We start from the raw sequence: 14,630 nt of genomic DNA, 5'->3' as shown, positions 1-14,630 counted from the left end.
CAGTCGAGGGCGTGCTGCCCTCGCCACTTGCAGGACACGCCGTAAACCCGTCCTTGGGGGCTCGATGGCGGCATCCATGCCGCCAACGGTCCTGCAAGCGGCAAGGACACCGCAACTGTCAGTCGTTGGCGACGTTATTGGCGACGTTATTTAAGAGCGAAGCACCAGAGGGAAACCGACACGCAGCAAAGGCTATTGCCGGTGTCAGCCGTCACCAACCAGGCGCACGCACAGCGCGCCGCATGCACTACAGAGCCACAGAGCTGAGTACAGTAGCGACAAGGCAGCGTCCATCACGCGGTACCGGCATCGCGCCCTATCTGCACCAGCCGTGTATCGCACATAGACTCATCCTGCTTGACCCATTGCCCGGAGCCTGCATGCGCCTTGCCACCGTGTTTCGATCCTTTGTGCTGTTGACGCTGGCAAGCTGTAGCAGCCTCGCCGTCGCTGCTGGTCCAATCGATGCCTTGAATCAGGCACGCATGTTGATCGTGGTGACCACCCCGGACTGGAACAGCACCCAGGCGCGTCTGCAGACGTTCTCCCGTGTGGATGGCACATGGCAACCGGCTGCACAGCGCTTTGCAGTCGCGCTCGGGCGGCATGGCAGTGCATGGGGCGAAGGCCTGCATCCGGCGCAGACGCAGGGCCCGCAAAAGCGCGAAGGCGATGGCCGCAGCCCTGCCGGCGTCTTCGCCATCGGCCCGGCCTTCGGCTACCTGACGAGCATCGACAGCACGATGCCGTATCAGGCGATGAGCGCCACCCATTACTGCATGGATGTGCCCAGCTCGCCGCTGTACAACCGCATCGTCGATGCCGCGCAAGTGGGCCAGGCGGCCGTCGCCGGCTCGACCGAACCGATGCGCCTGGATCTGCGCCATGCAGGCGATGCGCGCTACAGCGAGGGCTTCGTGATTGCGCACAATCCCAAGGCCATTCCCGGGCGCGGCAGTTGCATCTTCGCGCACCTGTGGCGGACGCCGGGCCAGTTCACCGCTGGCTGCACCGCCATGGCAGCGGCGGACATGCAACGCCTGCTCGCCTGGTTGAAGCCGGACGATCATCCGCTGTTCGTGCTGTTGCCACGCGCCGAATACGCACGTCTGCACACTGCGTGGCAGCTGCCCGCACTGACCGAGGATGCACCATGAGCACACCGCAGCCTGCGCCGGATGCGACGGGTCTGGTCCGTGTCGTCAGCCGCTGGCAGATCGTCGGCCTGTCGATCAACGATGTCATCGGCAGCGGCATCTACCTGCTGCCTGCCGCGACTGCCGCCCTGCTGGGCCCAATGAGCCTGTGGGCGGTGATGCTGGCGGGCCTGGCGGTGGCCTTGCTGGTGCTGTGCTATGCGCAGGCGGCGAGCTATTTCGATACGCCGGGCGGCAGCTATCTCTACACGCGCGAAGCATTCGGTCCGTTCGTCGGCTTTCAGATCGGCTGGATGATCTGGCTCACCCGCATCAGCTCGGCGGCAGCCTTGAGCAATGGTCTGGCCGACGCAGTCGCGCGGTTCTGGCCTACCGCCGCTCACGATACCGGGGCGCGTTTGCTGGTGGTGGTCGGTTCGTTGGGCCTGCTCACGGCCATCAACGTGATCGGCATGAAATCGGCCGCGCGCACCGGCATCGCGCTGGTGATCGGCAAGCTGGTGCCATTGCTGCTGTTCGTTACCATTGGCCTGTTTTATGTGGATTGGTCGTGGGCGTTTGCCGGCGCCACGCCCGATCTGCGCGACCTGGGCAATCTCGGTGAAGCGGCCTTGTTGCTGCTGTTCGCCTACGCGGGTTTCGAAAACATTCCCGCAGCCGCCGGCGAATACCGCAACCCGCGGCGCGATGTGCCCTTCGCATTGATCACCATGATCGTCACCGTGACCCTGATCTACGCCGCGGTGCAGGTGGTGGCCCAGGGCACGCTGCCGAATCTTGCCGCCTCCCCCACGCCATTGGCAGATGCCGCAAGCCGATTCGGTGGCGAAGCGTTGGCCCTGATTTTGACCGTGGGCGCCACCATTTCCATCCTCGGCACCACCAGCAACACGGTGATGCTCGGCCCGCGCTTTCTGTTTGCGCTTGCACGCGATGGGTATGGACCGGCATTTCTGGCACACGTGCATCCGCGCTTCCATACGCCTGCCGCAGCAGTGGTCACCCAGGGTGTGCTGTCGCTTGCATTGGCGGTGTCGGGATCGTTTACGCAGCTGGCGCTGCTGTCGATGGTCACCCGCCTGTTCGCCTACCTCGGTACCGCCGCAGCGGTAATCGTATTGGCGCGCAGATACCGGCAACGCACCGATACCTTGCGCCTGCCTGGCGGCCCGGCCATCCCCATCGCCGCCGTGTTGCTGTCGCTGGGTTTGCTGGCCAGCGCCAGCTGGCAGAACCTGGCCGCTGCAGGCGTCGCGCTCCTGGTGGGCTGGGTGTTCTATCTGTTTCCGCGCAAGCCAGTGGAGAACAGCGGAGCGCGATACTGAGCCGTTATCAAAGGGAAGTGGACAACGCGCACTCACTCCTCTGCGGGCACTTAGAGCGGCTAACAGAACGTAGCGAGCGGTGGTCAGGTGGGTGCGGACGGCGCGGAGGAACCGGAGTGTACGAGTGGTACATGCCGATTCCGAGCACCGGCCGCGCCCGCCTGGCGGCCGCGCAGTAGTTTTGTTAGCTGCTCTAAAACGTAGAAGGTGGATACGGGACGCACCCGGCTGGCGTCGATGTACTGGCCCCTATCAGCATCTCCGCTTTCGCAGCACACTCGCGCAGCGCTCACGCACGCCTAACTGCAGGCATCCAACGCTGCAGTTCTCTTCTACAAGGGAGCTTGCGATGAAACTGCGCCATGTCTACCGCACCGCCGATCTCGACAGCGCGCAACGCGTGCTGCAGGCCGCGCGAAGCGCCGGCATCGACAACGATGCGCTGTCGTTGATCGCCCGCTCGGATATCGAATTGCAGGCTGTGCCCGACGAACGCAAGGATGCCAAGACCGATTTTCTTCCCGCTGCCGCACGTGGCGCCGCCACCGGCGGTGCGGCTGGCCTGGTGGCAGGGCTGGTCGCCATCGCCGTGCCGCCGATCGGGCTGACCTTGGCCGGCGCGGGCGTCATGGCATTGGCTGGTGCGCTGGTCGGCAGTTGGTCGTCGGCATTGATCGGCGCAACGGTGCCCGACCCGGTCCGCCGTCAGTTCGAAGACGAAATCCAGGCCGGACGCGTGCTGGTGATCCTCGATGCCGAATCCGCCGCATTACAGGATGCCGAGCCAGCCATGCTGGCCGCAGGCGCGACACCCTTGCCGTATGAAGCGGCCTCGGCGATTACCTGAGTTGCCAACCAGGCAACATGCCCGCAGTTCAACGCTGCAGCGATCCGCCGTCGGATGTCGCCGTATTGCACCGCATCCAACCTGCCGCTTTGATGTGCTCCTCACCCATTCTGGCGATGAAATTAACGGCAAGCGACCTACGGTCATCCACACATCCACCAGGGAGACGCGCATGAACGTGCCATATCAGATTCCGGGCCGCGCACCGGACGAAGACCGCAGTCAGAATGTATCGACGTATTGGCGCGAACGCTTCACCGAAGAACCGTATTACACCGAGGGCGATCGCTTTGAAGATTATGAAGGCGCTTACCTGGCCGGCCATGAGGCGCGCATCCGCGATAATGCGCGGGCCTATGACCAGGTGGAGGCCGAGCTGCATCGCGATTGGGAGGCCAAGCGCGGAACCTCCTCGCTGAGTTGGAGCAAGGCGCGGCATGCCGTCAAGCGCGCCTGGGAAAATGCAGCCGATTTCGTGACAGGCGATGATGCACACAAGCGTTAAGGCGACAACGCCACCATCACGTTGGCGTTGTTGCATCCGGCGATCTGCGACAGGTTAGTCGAGTGCCGGCGGCACGCCACGTGTACTACGCCGTGCGCTGTCGGTTTCCATCGCATCGCGGGTGTTTTTCTGCACGGCAACTGCGACGAACAAGCTCAGCGCATAGGCCATCGCATAAAAACCTTTCTCGCTCAGCAATAGAGTGGCGTTGATCAGGCCGATGGTCAGCAGCACCAACGCGATTATCAGCGAGAACCAGCAGATGGCGTAGTACAACCCGGTGACAGGAATCCCATCGGCACGATCACGCACGCTCTTCTGCAACGACACCGATGCGAACAAACCGAACAACAACAGCGTGAAGTAATAGCCCTTCTCGTTGAGCAACATCTGGGCATTCCATAATCCGATCAGATACGCCGCAGCACCCAGCAACAGTGCGGCCCAGGATGCGGCGATAAAAGCAGGCGAGGTTTTTTGCGTGGCCATGGAAACTCCTTTTCATGGTGAAGCGATGCATGACAGACAACGATGTGAGACGCGGACGTCTTGCAGGCAGTGATCTGCAACAAGGGCGGCCTAGGCGGCGTCGTGTAAGGTACTGAAAACCCGACGCGGGACACGTTGCGGGAGGGCTGCAGCGTTACCGCGCCCTATCCCCAGGAGGACCCCATGTCTGTCCGACGTTTGCTTGCCCTGGCCTGTTCGGCCACGCTGTTCACCGCCGGCACTGCAGCTGCCGCGCCCGCAGCCGCCCCCGCGGCCTCCATTCCCAAAGCACAGTGGCCATTTCAGGCCACCACGGTCGCCGACTTCGACGAACCCTGGGCAATGACCTTCCTGCCCGATGGCACGTTGCTGGTGAGCGAAAAGCGCGGCGCGTTGCTGCGGCTGGACCCCAAGACCAGACGCAAGAGCGCCATCACCGGCGTTCCGGCCGTCGCTTATGGCGGCCAAGGCGGGTTTGGCGATGTGCTGGCGCATCCGCGCTTCGCCAAGAACGGACTGGTCTACGTGAGTTATGCAGAGCCGGGCGAGGACGACACACGCGGCGCTGCGGTGGCGCGGGCCAACCTCACACTGGATGCAACCGGCGGTGGCACGCTGTCGGACCTGAAAGTGATCTGGCGCCAGGATCCCAAGGTCACCGGCAATGGTCACTTCGGGCATCGGCTCGCTTTCGGGCCGGATGGCAAGCTATGGATCAGCTCCAGCGAACGGCAGAAATTCACCCCAGCCCAGGACATGAAGGCCAACCTCGGCAAGCTGATCCGGCTCAACGACGACGGCAGCGTGCCGACCGATAACCCCTTCGTTGCAGAGGGTGGCGTTGCCGCGCAGGTGTGGTCGTTGGGTCACCGCAATATTCTCGGGCTGGCCTTCGACGGCAAGGGACGTCTGTGGGAACACGAAATGGGCCCGCTTGGCGGCGATGAGTTGAACCTGATCCAGCGCGGCGCCAACTACGGGTACCCCATCGTCTCCAACGGCGACAACTACGACGGCACGCCGATTCCGGATCACAACACCCGCCCGGAATTCGCCGCGCCCAAGATCAGCTGGACGCCGGTGATCTCGCCGGCGGGCTTTGTGATCTACAGCGGCAAGCAGTTCCCGGCATGGCGCGGGAACGGCTTTATCGGTGGACTGTCGTCGATGGCGCTGGTGCAGGTGTCGCTGGGCGACCAGCCGCGCGAGGTGGCCCGTTACGACATGGGCGCGCGTATCCGCGAAGTGGAGCAAGACCCGGACGGCGCGCTGTGGCTGCTGGAAGACGAAGCCAGCGGCAGTGCCGGGCGTCTGCTCAAACTCACGCCCAAGAGCAAAGCGGCGGTCGAGAAGGACGCTTGATGCATTTGGGCGGATGAGCCGGTACATCTCACTCGATGCACCGGCTGGCGCGATGCCCACATTGAAGAGTGGTCATCGCGCTTGAGCGCCATGTCAGGTGCCGCTTCCTACTCTCGCCGCGGCCAGTCGGTTCGCACTATCGGCATGCGCTGATCAAGCGCTGGCGATGGTGCTGTTGGAGTAAATCACCGACGGGAGAGGACGTAGCCACCACTTCTCCATACAAAGAGCGATGCATCTCCGTGATGGGCTGATCGGCATCCGCAGCCATCACCGCGCAGCGGCAGAGCTAACCATCGAACAGCGACAGTCTTGTGCAACGCGGGTTGCTCGTTCGAATCGCGCAGCGTGCGTTGCGGCGGCGAACCGAATTGCGCCGCTGTCAGCTTTCCAGCAGCTCGAAAGTCACTGCCTCGCCGCTCTTGGCCGACGCGCACACCCACACATCGAACAGACCGGGCTCCGCACCGAAGATACCCTTGTGGTTAGTAAATGCCAGCGCATCGCGCACCAGCGTAAACACCACGTCCTGGCTCTCACCCGGCTGCAGCAACACCTTGCGGAAACCCTTGAGTTCGCGCACCGGGCGTACGCGGCTGGCCACGCGATCGTGCACATACAACTGCACCACTTCCTCGCCTGCGACCTTGCCGGTGTTGGTGACGCGCGTGGTAATGGTCAGCGCGTCATCCCAACCCAGTTGCGCCGCGCTCAACTGCGGCTGCGCATACGCAAACGTGGTGTAGCTCAAGCCATGCCCGAACGCATACAACGGCTCGTTGGGCATCTCGCGCCAGCGCGCCTTGTACTCGGACAGCGCCGGCAATTCCGGGCGGCCAGTGCGCAGATGGTTGTAGAAGTACGGCTGCTGCCCAGTCACCTGCGGGAAGCTGATCGGCAAACGCGCTGACGGATTGTAGTCGCCGAACAGCACATCGGCCACGCCGGTGCCGGTCTGTGTGCCCAGATACCAGGTCACCGCAATCGCATCGGCATCGCGCACCGCACCACTCAAGGCCAGCGCGCGGCCATTGCGCAGCAACACCACCATGGGTGTGCCGGTCGCAGCAATCGCTTCGGCCAGCGCCTGCTGCGCCGTTGGCAAGGTGATCTCGGTGCGCGATTGCGCCTCGCCGCTGAAGCGCTGCGGCTCGCCCAACGCCAGCACCACCACATCGGCCGCCTGCGCGGCATCGATGGCCGCGGAAATACCGCCCGGCAGCGCCTCTTCCAGGCCGCAACCTGGCACAACGCTCAGATATTCGGTGCCGACCACGGCACGCATGCCCTGCTCCAGGGTCACGTAACGCGCTTTGTCGCCGAACAAGGTCCAGCACCCTTCGATGTTCTCGCGGTCCTGCACGAACGGTCCGATCAACGCGATACGCTGGCCGTCCTTCTTCAGTGGCAGCACGGCGCCGTCGTTCTTCAGCAGCACGATCGAACGCCGCGCCGCATCGCGCGACAGCGCATCGTGCGCGGGCAGATGCGCCGTGTCGGCTTCGCGCGCCGGGTCCAGCGAGCGATACGGATTGTCGAATAGCCCAATCGCTTCTTTCAGCTGCAGGATGCGCCGCACGCTGGCGTCCAACGTGGTCATCGGTACCTCGCCGCTTTCCACCAGCGACGGCAGATGTGCGGCGTAGAAACCGCTCTGCATGCTCAGGTCCAACCCGGCCAGGAACGCCTTCTTGGTCGCGTCGCGCTCATCGGCCGCGTAGCCGTGCGCAATCAATTCCATGTCGGCGGTGTAGTCGGAAATCACCACGCCGGGGAACTGCCATTCACCGCGCAGGATCTCGGTGAGCAACTCATGGTTGGCGCTGGCCGGCACACCGTTGATGTCGTTGAAGGAGGACATCACGGTCAATGCGCCGGCATCGAAAGCGGCCTTGAACGGCGGCAGGTGCACATCGCGCAGCGTCTGCGGCGCGATATCGACGGTGTTGTATTCCATCCCCGCGGCCACTGCGCCATAGGCAGCGAAATGCTTGGGCGTGGCCAGCAGGCAATCGTCGGCGGTCAGGTCGCTGCCCTGGAAGCCGCGCACCCGCGCGGCGGCGAACGCCATGCCCAACACGACGTCTTCGCCTGCGCCCTCGGCGCCACGGCCCCAACGCTGGTCGCGGGCGATATCCACCGCCGGTGCGAAGGTCCAGTGGATGCCGGCCGCGGTGGCCTCGATCGCGGTGGCGCGCGCGGTGCGCTCGGCCAGTTCCGGTTCGAAGCTAGCCGCCTCGCCCAGCGGAATGGGGAACACCGTGCGCATGCCGTGGATCACGTCGGCCGCCAGGATCACCGGGATGCCAAGCCGGCTTTCCTCGGTGGCCACCCGCTGGATCAGGCGCCCCGATTCCGCCCCGCCACCATTGAACAAGGTGCCGACCAGGCCCTCGCGGACCTGTTGCAGCACCTCGTCGGCGTTGCGGACATTGGCTTCGGGATTCACGTCCGGCGCGAACGGCCGCACCATGTCGGCGAACACACCCAACTGGCCGACCTTCTCTTCGACGGTCATCCGGGCAATCAGGGTTTCGATGCGATCAGCAGCCATGAGATCCTTGAGAAAACGTTTACATGGCCGGCGATTCTAGCCTGCTGCGGCCGCGGGGGTGCAAGTCTGAAGGCCGGGATTCGAGATTCGGGAGTTGTAGAGGCCGGTTGCACGGCATGTTGCGCGCCAGCGCGTCGGCGGCGCAGCGCTTGGTCCTCCGCGACCCTCGATACACCGAGCTCCCCGCATGCAGCGAGAAGCCAGCAGGGCAGGCGGCTCGCGACAGTCAGCCCGCCCGCTCCCGCTCGATGATCACGCCGACCGCCTGCGCGCCACGCACTGCACCGGGCTTGCTCAGCTTCAACCGCAACCAGCGCACGCCGAATTCGTCCAACACGATCGCCGCACAACGCTCGGCCAGCGTTTCGACCAGCCCGAAATCCGAGCCCTGCACGAATTCGATCAGGCGCTTGCTCACCGCCTTATAGTTCAGCGTATCGGCAATGTCGTCGCTGGCCGCCGGAATGCGGTTGTCGAACCCCATCTCCAGATCGAACCGCAAGGTCTGCCGGATCCGCCGCTCCCAGTCGTAGATGCCGATCAGCGCATCGATGTCCAGGCCTTCAATAAACACTTTATCCATGGGGAATAGGGAGTCGGGAATGGGGAATGGGGAGAAGCAAGGGCGACAACGCACAGCACGGACAGGATCGGGGTAACGCTCTTCCTATTCCCGATTCCCAACTCCCAATTCCCGCGCCGCTGCCAGCGGCCGCAAGCTCGCCATATCCCAACGCGGCGTCACATGCACCGCTGCATCGGCGCGCTCACCGGCTTCCAGCCGCAGCGCGCCGGCGAAGGCGATCATTGCGCCGTTGTCGGTGCACAGCGCCGGGCGCGGGAAACAGACCCGGCCACCGCGGCGTTGCGCGGCCTCCTGCAGCTGCGCGCGCAGGCGCTTGTTGGCGCCCACCCCGCCGGCCACCACCAGCGTGTTGCAGCCGGCCGCGTCCAGCGCGCGCAGGCATTTGATTGCCAGGGTCTCTACCACCGCGTCCTCAAAGCCGCGCGCGATGTCCGCGCGCGTCGTGTCGGACTGGTCGCTGGACCGCCAGGCCAGCAGCACCTGCGTCTTGAGCCCGCTGAAGCTGAAATCCAGGCCGGGCCGGTCGGTCATCGGCCGGGCGAACGTGTGGCGCCCCGGGGTACCGGTCTCGGCCAGTGCCGCCAGCTGCGGGCCGCCCGGATAGGGCAGGCCCATCATCTTGGCGGTCTTGTCGAAGGCCTCGCCGGCCGCATCGTCCAGGGTCTCGCCCAGCACGTCGTAGCGGCCCAGCGCCTTGACCGACACTAATTGTGTATGCCCACCCGATACCAGCAAGGCCACGAACGGCGGCTGCGGCGGGTCGTCTTCCATCAACGGCGCCAGCAAGTGGCCCTCCATGTGATGCACGCCGATCGCCGGCACATCCAGTGCCCAGGCCAGCGAGCGCGCCACCCCGGCACCGACCAGCAAGGCGCCGACCAGGCCCGGGCCGGCGGTGTAGGCCACGCCATCGAGTTCGTCGATGCGCACCCCGGCCTCGCCCAGGGTCTGGCGGATCAGCGGCAGCAGCTTGCGCACATGGTCGCGGCTGGCCAGCTCCGGCACCACGCCACCGTATTCGGCATGCAGCGCGATCTGGCTATACACCGCATGGGCACGCAGCGCCGGCACGCCGGTCAGGGCGGTGTCGTAGACCGCCACGCCGGTCTCATCGCACGACGATTCGATCCCAAGAACTTTCACGGCAACTCGGCAGGCATGGACATGCCGCTATTTTCGCAGTTTTTGGGCTGCGCAGATCGGCCTATGGCGATATGCTGCGCCGCCCCGCCATCGCAGCCATATTCGGCTCGATCACACGCTTTATAGATGCCGTCGCGGGAAATTCTGCCAGGGGCTTGCAGGTCGTTGGCAAGTCGTTATAATGCGCGGCTCGCCGGGGCAACCCGGAAATTCCGTCACGCGAGTCCGCTCGCACCCGCCCGGGGCTCCCGGACGGAAACCCCACTTCTGGAGAACACATGCCCAGCGTTAAAGTCCGCGAGAACGAGCCCTTCGAATTTGCGCTCCGTCGTTTCAAGCGCACCTGCGAAAAGGCCGGCGTGCTGGCCGAAACCCGCAAGCGCGAGTTCTATGAAAAGCCGACCCAGGAGCGTAAGCGCAAGGCTGCCGCTGCCGTGAAGCGTCAGCTGCGTCGTTCCTCGCGCGACGTCACCAAGCGCCAGCGCTTGTACTGATCGAACGCGGTTCCTTGCCGGTGGGGTCTGCGCTGAAGGCGCGACCCGTCGGGAGCGAACCCAAGAGCCGGCACGCGCAAGCGTCGCCGGCTTTTTGTATTGGTCTGTCACAAGGCGTTGCGTCAGAGACATCGGAGCAGTTCACGCGACATGCGTGGTCTCTCCCTGGATAGCTCCACGCGCGCCCTGCCCCCCATTTCGGCCGACGCACACCGCCTTCGACGGCACCTCGGCCTCTCTTCGACACCCACACTCAGGAGTCACCGCATGCCCCTCAAGCAGCAGCTCACCGATGACATGAAGGCCGCCATGAAGTCCGGCGACAAGCACAGCCTGGGCGTGATCCGGCTGATCAACGCCGCGATCAAGCAGAAGGAAGTGGACGAGCGCATCGAGATGGACGATGCCGCCGTGATCGCCGTGCTCGACAAGATGGTCAAGCAGCGTAAGGACTCGGTCACGCAGTACGAAGGCGCCGCACGCGACGACCTGGCGCAGATCGAGCGCGAGGAGATCGTGGTGATCGAACGTTACCTGCCGGCCAAGATGGGCGAAGCCGAAATCGTGGCGGCCATCCAGGCTGCGATCGCCGAGACTGGCGCCAGCAGCCCGGCCGATATCGGCAAGCTGATGGGCGCGCTCAAGCCCAAGCTGGCCGGTCAGGCCGACATGGGCGTGGTCTCGACCCTGGTCAAGCAGCACCTGGCCGGCTGATGTCACCGCAGTGCCCTGCGCCACGGCCAGGGCACTGCGGACGGACGGTGCGCAGTGCAGCGCTGCATCGCCGCCTGGCGGTGACGGGTCAAGCGGTGGACGTACCACCGGGCTGTCATGCCGCAATCCGGTCTTCCACAGACACGCCCGTGTTACCTGCGCAACACGCAAGGCACCCAGTATGGCGCAACACCGCGTTCAAGCGCGCCTGGCCACTGTGCGGCCAAAGCGCTGCACTGTCTCTGCGCCCCTGTCATCGCGCGGGCGCCCGGGAGATCGCCAAGCGTGCGTCCCGAACAATGCACACACGCACCACGTGCACAGTAAAGTCCCTGGGCCCACACAAAAAGCACGCCGCGACCGGCAACTGGCAGGCCACGCTGGCCGGCGGCGGCACAGGCCACTACCTCACCCTCCACTTGCGCGCGTTCACCCGTTCTTCGATGCGCCCCTGCTAGAACGGGTGCGCCAGCGCAGGCACGGGCAAGGTCTTTCCGCATACCGACCTTGCTCTGCGGTCACCTGCGCGCCCAACGGTATGCGCCAAGGATTCTCCCGCCGGTGACGACGCTTTCATCCGCTTATCTGCACAAGCATCTGAGCCGTCTGCAGCGCAGCGTGCCGATGGCATTGCTGAACCGTTTTATCGAGATCGACGTGATGACGCAGGCAGCGTCGTTGTCGTTCTATGCGCTGCTGTCGCTGGCGCCGCTGTTGGTGCTGCTGTTGTGGCTGACCGCCTCGCTCTATCCGCCCGCGCAAGAGGCACTGGTGCAGCAGGTCGCGCAATTGGCTGGCGGCAGCGCTGCCGACGTGGCCCAGACCATCATTCGCAATGCCACCGACCAGCCTGGCGTTGGCTCGTTGGCCGGCCTGTGGAGCACGCTGCTGCTGTTCATCGGCGCCACGGCGGTATTTGCGCAATTGCAGAACGCCTTGAACCTGATCTTCCGCACCGACAAGCAACGCCTGGACGGTCTGATGGCGTGGCTGAAAAAGCGCGTGTTTTCGTTCGGCGTGATCCTGGCACTGGGGTTTTTGCTGATCGTATCGATGATCGCCACCACTGCATTGCAGGTGGTGTTCGCGCGCCTGCCGTCGGTGTTGCCGGCAGTGGGCTATGTCACCACCCTGGCGCTGTATTCGTTGGCGTTTGCCTTTCTGTATCGCTACTTGCCCGACCGCACGGTCGATTGGCGCCAGGCGTTCCTGGGCGGTGCGATCACCGCGTTGTTGTTCGCACTCGGCCGCTATGCCATTGGCGTGTACATCGCCACCGCCGCGCCAGGCAGCGCGTACGGCTCGATGGGGACGCTGGTCATCCTGTTGGTGTGGATGTACTACGCCTCGGTGGTGTTCTTCGTCGGCGCCTTGATCACCGCGGTGATCGATGAGCGCGTGCGCTCGCATCGCAAATTACGCGAAGCCGGTGTAGACCCGGAACATCCGCCGGTGATCGTGCCGCCTGCCGATGCGGCGTCTGCATCTTCAGCGTCGGTGTCGGAAGCGCTGCCACGCGGCTGAGCGCGGCGGCAGTTCCTGCATCGCGGGTGTCCTTGGCGGCCGCCGGGACCGGGTGCCGGCAGGCCGCTGCGATATCCTAGCGGGATGGCCCGCATCCCCGACGCATTCATCGACGAACTGCTTGCACGCACCGACATCGTCGAAGTGGTGGGCGGTCGCGTGCCGCTCAAGCGCCAGGGCAAGGAATATTCGGCGCGCTGCCCGTTCCATGACGAGCGCTCGGCCTCGTTCACGGTCTCGCCGACCAAGCAGTTCTATCACTGCTTCGGCTGCGGGGCGCATGGCACGGCGATCAGTTTTCTGATGAATTACGACCGCCTCGAGTTTCTCGATGCGGTCGACGAGCTGGCCAAGCACGCCGGCATGGAAATCCCGCGCGAGACCCAGCAACGCACGCCGCAACAGCAGGACGACAGCCGCGAGCTGTATTCGGCACTGGAAGCGGCCACCAAGTTCTTTCAGCGCCAGCTCGAAGGCAGCGCGCGCGCGGCCGAGTATCTGGATGGGCGCGGCGTGGACGCCGACAATCGTGCGCGTTTCCAGATCGGCTATGCCCCCGATGGCTATAGCGCATTGAAGGACACCCTGGGCACTGATGCGCGGCGCATGAGTGTGCTCGAGCGCGCCGGGCTGTTTTCCAAGAACGACCGCGGCCATGTCTACGACAAGTTCCGCGATCGGGTGATGTTCCCGATCTTCGACCGCCGCGGCCGCGTCATTGCCTTCGGCGGACGCATCATGGGCGCGCCGGCCGATGGCCGCGACCCGGGGCCGAAATACCTCAATTCGCCGGAAACCGCGCTGTTCCACAAGGGCCGCGAGTTGTACGGCCTGTGGCAGGTGCGCCAGGCCAATCAGAAGATCGAGCGGCTGATCGTGGTGGAAGGCTACATGGACGTGGTCTCGCTGTTCCAATTCGGCGTGACCCAGGCTGTCGCCACGCTGGGCACCGCAACCACGCCCGAACATGCGGAGCTCTTGTTCCGCAACGCGCCGGATGTGTATTTCTGCTTCGACGGCGACAACGCCGGGCGCAAGGCCGGCTGGCGCGCGCTTGAATCGGTGCTGCCGCGCATGAAGGATGGTCGCCAGGCGTTCTTCCTGTTCCTGCCCGATGGCGAAGACCCCGACACCATCGTGCGCAAGGAAGGCGCGCAGGCCTTCGATCAGCGCCTGAAACAGGCCACGCCGCTGTCGCAGTTCTTCTTCGACGAAATGTCGCGCGACATCAACCTGCACACGCTCGACGGCAAGGCACGCTTGGCCGAACGTGCGCGCCCGATGCTGGCGCAGATCCCCGAGGGCGCGTTCGGCGATCTGATGAAGCAGGAACTCTCACGCCTGACCGGGGTGGGTGCGAATGCGTCTGCGCAACAATCTGCATCCAAGCCGCGGCCGCCTGCACGCATGAGCGCACCCACGCAGAAGCGCAGCCTGGTACGTGCATCGATTGCCATCCTGCTGCAACAGCCGTCATTGGCGATGAGCCTGGAGGGCGACCATGATTTTTCCGGATTGCGCCTGCCTGGTATCGACTTGTTGATGGAGTTGCTGGACCTGGTCCGGCAACGCCCCGAGATCAGCACCGGCGCGCTGCTGGAGCACTTCGCCGAGCGCGAGGAACTGGTCGCGCTGCAGAAGCTGGCCGCGCAGGAGCTCCCCGGCGACGAGCACAGTTGGGCGATCGAGCTGCACGACGTCGTCGCCCAGCTCGACAAGCAATTATTGCGTCAGCGTGTGGAAGAACTGCAGACCAAACAGCGCGCGCAAGGGCTGGACGACACCGACAAATACGAGATGCGCGAACTGCTCAAGGCACTTGCAGCGTTGTGATGCACTTTTCGCTGGCGTCATGTCAGGGCAAGCAATGTCGCACCGCCGCGCTGACCGGCGCGCAATCGCCGGCCCGGTCCAGCGTCGGGCATCTTGC

At 64.6% G+C, this 14,630-nt stretch carries 13 protein-coding genes and 1 other RNA gene; 9 read left to right on the top strand and 5 right to left on the bottom strand.

Annotation, left to right across the window (positions count from 1 at the left end):
- Positions 1-380 precede the first annotated feature (380 nt).
- Both XBLMG947_RS11340 and XBLMG947_RS11335 read left to right on the top strand, forming a co-directional pair.
- On the top strand, positions 381-1,157 hold the full coding sequence (locus tag XBLMG947_RS11340) for a L,D-transpeptidase family protein (RefSeq protein WP_065468720.1): 777 nt from the start codon (positions 381-383) through the stop codon (positions 1,155-1,157).
- Complete coding sequence (locus XBLMG947_RS11335) at positions 1,154-2,482, top strand: APC family permease (RefSeq protein ID WP_065468718.1); 1,329 nt, start codon at positions 1,154-1,156, stop codon at positions 2,480-2,482. The genes XBLMG947_RS11340 and XBLMG947_RS11335 overlap by 4 nt, the downstream gene beginning before the upstream one ends.
- Before the next feature lie 57 nt (positions 2,483-2,539).
- On the opposite strand, the gene XBLMG947_RS11330 is transcribed toward XBLMG947_RS11335, so the two are convergent.
- Positions 2,540-2,615, bottom strand: a non-coding RNA gene (locus tag XBLMG947_RS11330) — sX9 sRNA.
- A gap of 216 nt (positions 2,616-2,831) precedes the next feature.
- Between XBLMG947_RS11330 and XBLMG947_RS11325 the strand changes: the two genes are divergently transcribed.
- Both XBLMG947_RS11325 and XBLMG947_RS11320 read left to right on the top strand, forming a co-directional pair.
- Positions 2,832-3,329 carry a hypothetical protein gene (locus XBLMG947_RS11325; RefSeq protein ID WP_065468716.1) on the top strand — a complete coding sequence of 166 codons (498 nt, stop codon included), beginning with the start codon at positions 2,832-2,834 and terminating at the stop codon, positions 3,327-3,329.
- A gap of 172 nt (positions 3,330-3,501) precedes the next feature.
- Positions 3,502-3,834: a hypothetical protein gene (locus XBLMG947_RS11320; protein WP_065468714.1), complete on the top strand. Its 333-nt coding sequence runs from the start codon at positions 3,502-3,504 to the stop codon at positions 3,832-3,834.
- A gap of 54 nt (positions 3,835-3,888) precedes the next feature.
- Here the strand turns inward: XBLMG947_RS11320 and yiaA are convergent, their stop codons facing one another.
- Positions 3,889-4,323, bottom strand: coding sequence for an inner membrane protein YiaA (gene yiaA / locus XBLMG947_RS11315; RefSeq protein ID WP_065468712.1), 435 nt, complete (start codon positions 4,321-4,323; stop codon positions 3,889-3,891).
- 183 nt (positions 4,324-4,506) lie between these two features.
- Here yiaA and XBLMG947_RS11310 point away from each other — a divergent pair, with 183 nt between their 5' ends.
- Positions 4,507-5,685, top strand: a complete 1,179-nt coding sequence (locus XBLMG947_RS11310) for a PQQ-dependent sugar dehydrogenase (RefSeq protein ID WP_065468710.1) — start codon at positions 4,507-4,509, stop codon at positions 5,683-5,685.
- 382 nt (positions 5,686-6,067) lie between these two features.
- Here the strand turns inward: XBLMG947_RS11310 and XBLMG947_RS11305 are convergent, their stop codons facing one another.
- The 3 genes from XBLMG947_RS11305 to tsaD all read right to left on the bottom strand — a co-directional run bounded on the left by XBLMG947_RS11305 (position 6,068) and on the right by tsaD (position 9,968).
- Complete coding sequence (locus XBLMG947_RS11305) at positions 6,068-8,239, bottom strand: glycoside hydrolase family 3 N-terminal domain-containing protein (protein ID WP_065468708.1); 2,172 nt, start codon at positions 8,237-8,239, stop codon at positions 6,068-6,070.
- A gap of 226 nt (positions 8,240-8,465) precedes the next feature.
- Complete coding sequence (folB, locus tag XBLMG947_RS11300) at positions 8,466-8,822, bottom strand: dihydroneopterin aldolase (protein ID WP_065468706.1); 357 nt, start codon at positions 8,820-8,822, stop codon at positions 8,466-8,468.
- A gap of 84 nt (positions 8,823-8,906) precedes the next feature.
- Positions 8,907-9,968: a tRNA (adenosine(37)-N6)-threonylcarbamoyltransferase complex transferase subunit TsaD gene (gene tsaD / locus XBLMG947_RS11295; RefSeq protein WP_065468704.1), complete on the bottom strand. Its 1,062-nt coding sequence runs from the start codon at positions 9,966-9,968 to the stop codon at positions 8,907-8,909.
- A gap of 278 nt (positions 9,969-10,246) precedes the next feature.
- Between tsaD and rpsU the strand changes: the two genes are divergently transcribed.
- The 4 genes from rpsU to dnaG all read left to right on the top strand — a co-directional run bounded on the left by rpsU (position 10,247) and on the right by dnaG (position 14,533).
- Positions 10,247-10,462: a 30S ribosomal protein S21 gene (gene rpsU, locus XBLMG947_RS11290; protein WP_002808376.1), complete on the top strand. Its 216-nt coding sequence runs from the start codon at positions 10,247-10,249 to the stop codon at positions 10,460-10,462.
- A gap of 267 nt (positions 10,463-10,729) precedes the next feature.
- The gene (locus XBLMG947_RS11285) at positions 10,730-11,176 is read left to right on the top strand and encodes a GatB/YqeY domain-containing protein (RefSeq protein WP_065468702.1); all 447 of its coding nucleotides are present in this window, start codon (positions 10,730-10,732) and stop codon (positions 11,174-11,176) included.
- Between the two features lie 561 nt (positions 11,177-11,737).
- A complete protein-coding gene (locus XBLMG947_RS11280; RefSeq protein WP_065468701.1) occupies positions 11,738-12,700 on the top strand; it encodes a YihY/virulence factor BrkB family protein in 963 nt (320 codons plus the stop codon).
- Between the two features lie 84 nt (positions 12,701-12,784).
- Complete coding sequence (dnaG, locus tag XBLMG947_RS11275) at positions 12,785-14,533, top strand: DNA primase (protein WP_065468699.1); 1,749 nt, start codon at positions 12,785-12,787, stop codon at positions 14,531-14,533.
- Positions 14,534-14,630 lie beyond the last annotated feature (97 nt).

Source organism: Xanthomonas bromi (genome assembly GCF_900092025.1).
GTDB classification, from domain to species: Bacteria; Pseudomonadota; Gammaproteobacteria; order Xanthomonadales; family Xanthomonadaceae; genus Xanthomonas; species Xanthomonas bromi.
This window is presented reverse-complemented; position numbering and strand designations above follow the sequence as displayed.

Coding starts and splice junctions, on each gene's coding strand:
- XBLMG947_RS11310 (WP_065468710.1), top strand. CDS start 4,507: ATGTCTGTCCGACGTTTGCTTGCCCTGGCCTGTTCGGCCACGCTGTTC.
- folB (WP_065468706.1), bottom strand. CDS start 8,822: ATGGATAAAGTGTTTATTGAAGGCCTGGACATCGATGCGCTGATCGGC.
- dnaG (WP_065468699.1), top strand. CDS start 12,785: ATGGCCCGCATCCCCGACGCATTCATCGACGAACTGCTTGCACGCACC.
- XBLMG947_RS11335 (WP_065468718.1), top strand. CDS start 1,154: ATGAGCACACCGCAGCCTGCGCCGGATGCGACGGGTCTGGTCCGTGTC.
- XBLMG947_RS11320 (WP_065468714.1), top strand. CDS start 3,502: ATGAACGTGCCATATCAGATTCCGGGCCGCGCACCGGACGAAGACCGC.
- XBLMG947_RS11325 (WP_065468716.1), top strand. CDS start 2,832: ATGAAACTGCGCCATGTCTACCGCACCGCCGATCTCGACAGCGCGCAA.
- rpsU (WP_002808376.1), top strand. CDS start 10,247: ATGCCCAGCGTTAAAGTCCGCGAGAACGAGCCCTTCGAATTTGCGCTC.
- XBLMG947_RS11305 (WP_065468708.1), bottom strand. CDS start 8,239: ATGGCTGCTGATCGCATCGAAACCCTGATTGCCCGGATGACCGTCGAA.
- XBLMG947_RS11285 (WP_065468702.1), top strand. CDS start 10,730: ATGCCCCTCAAGCAGCAGCTCACCGATGACATGAAGGCCGCCATGAAG.
- XBLMG947_RS11340 (WP_065468720.1), top strand. CDS start 381: ATGCGCCTTGCCACCGTGTTTCGATCCTTTGTGCTGTTGACGCTGGCA.
- yiaA (WP_065468712.1), bottom strand. CDS start 4,323: ATGGCCACGCAAAAAACCTCGCCTGCTTTTATCGCCGCATCCTGGGCC.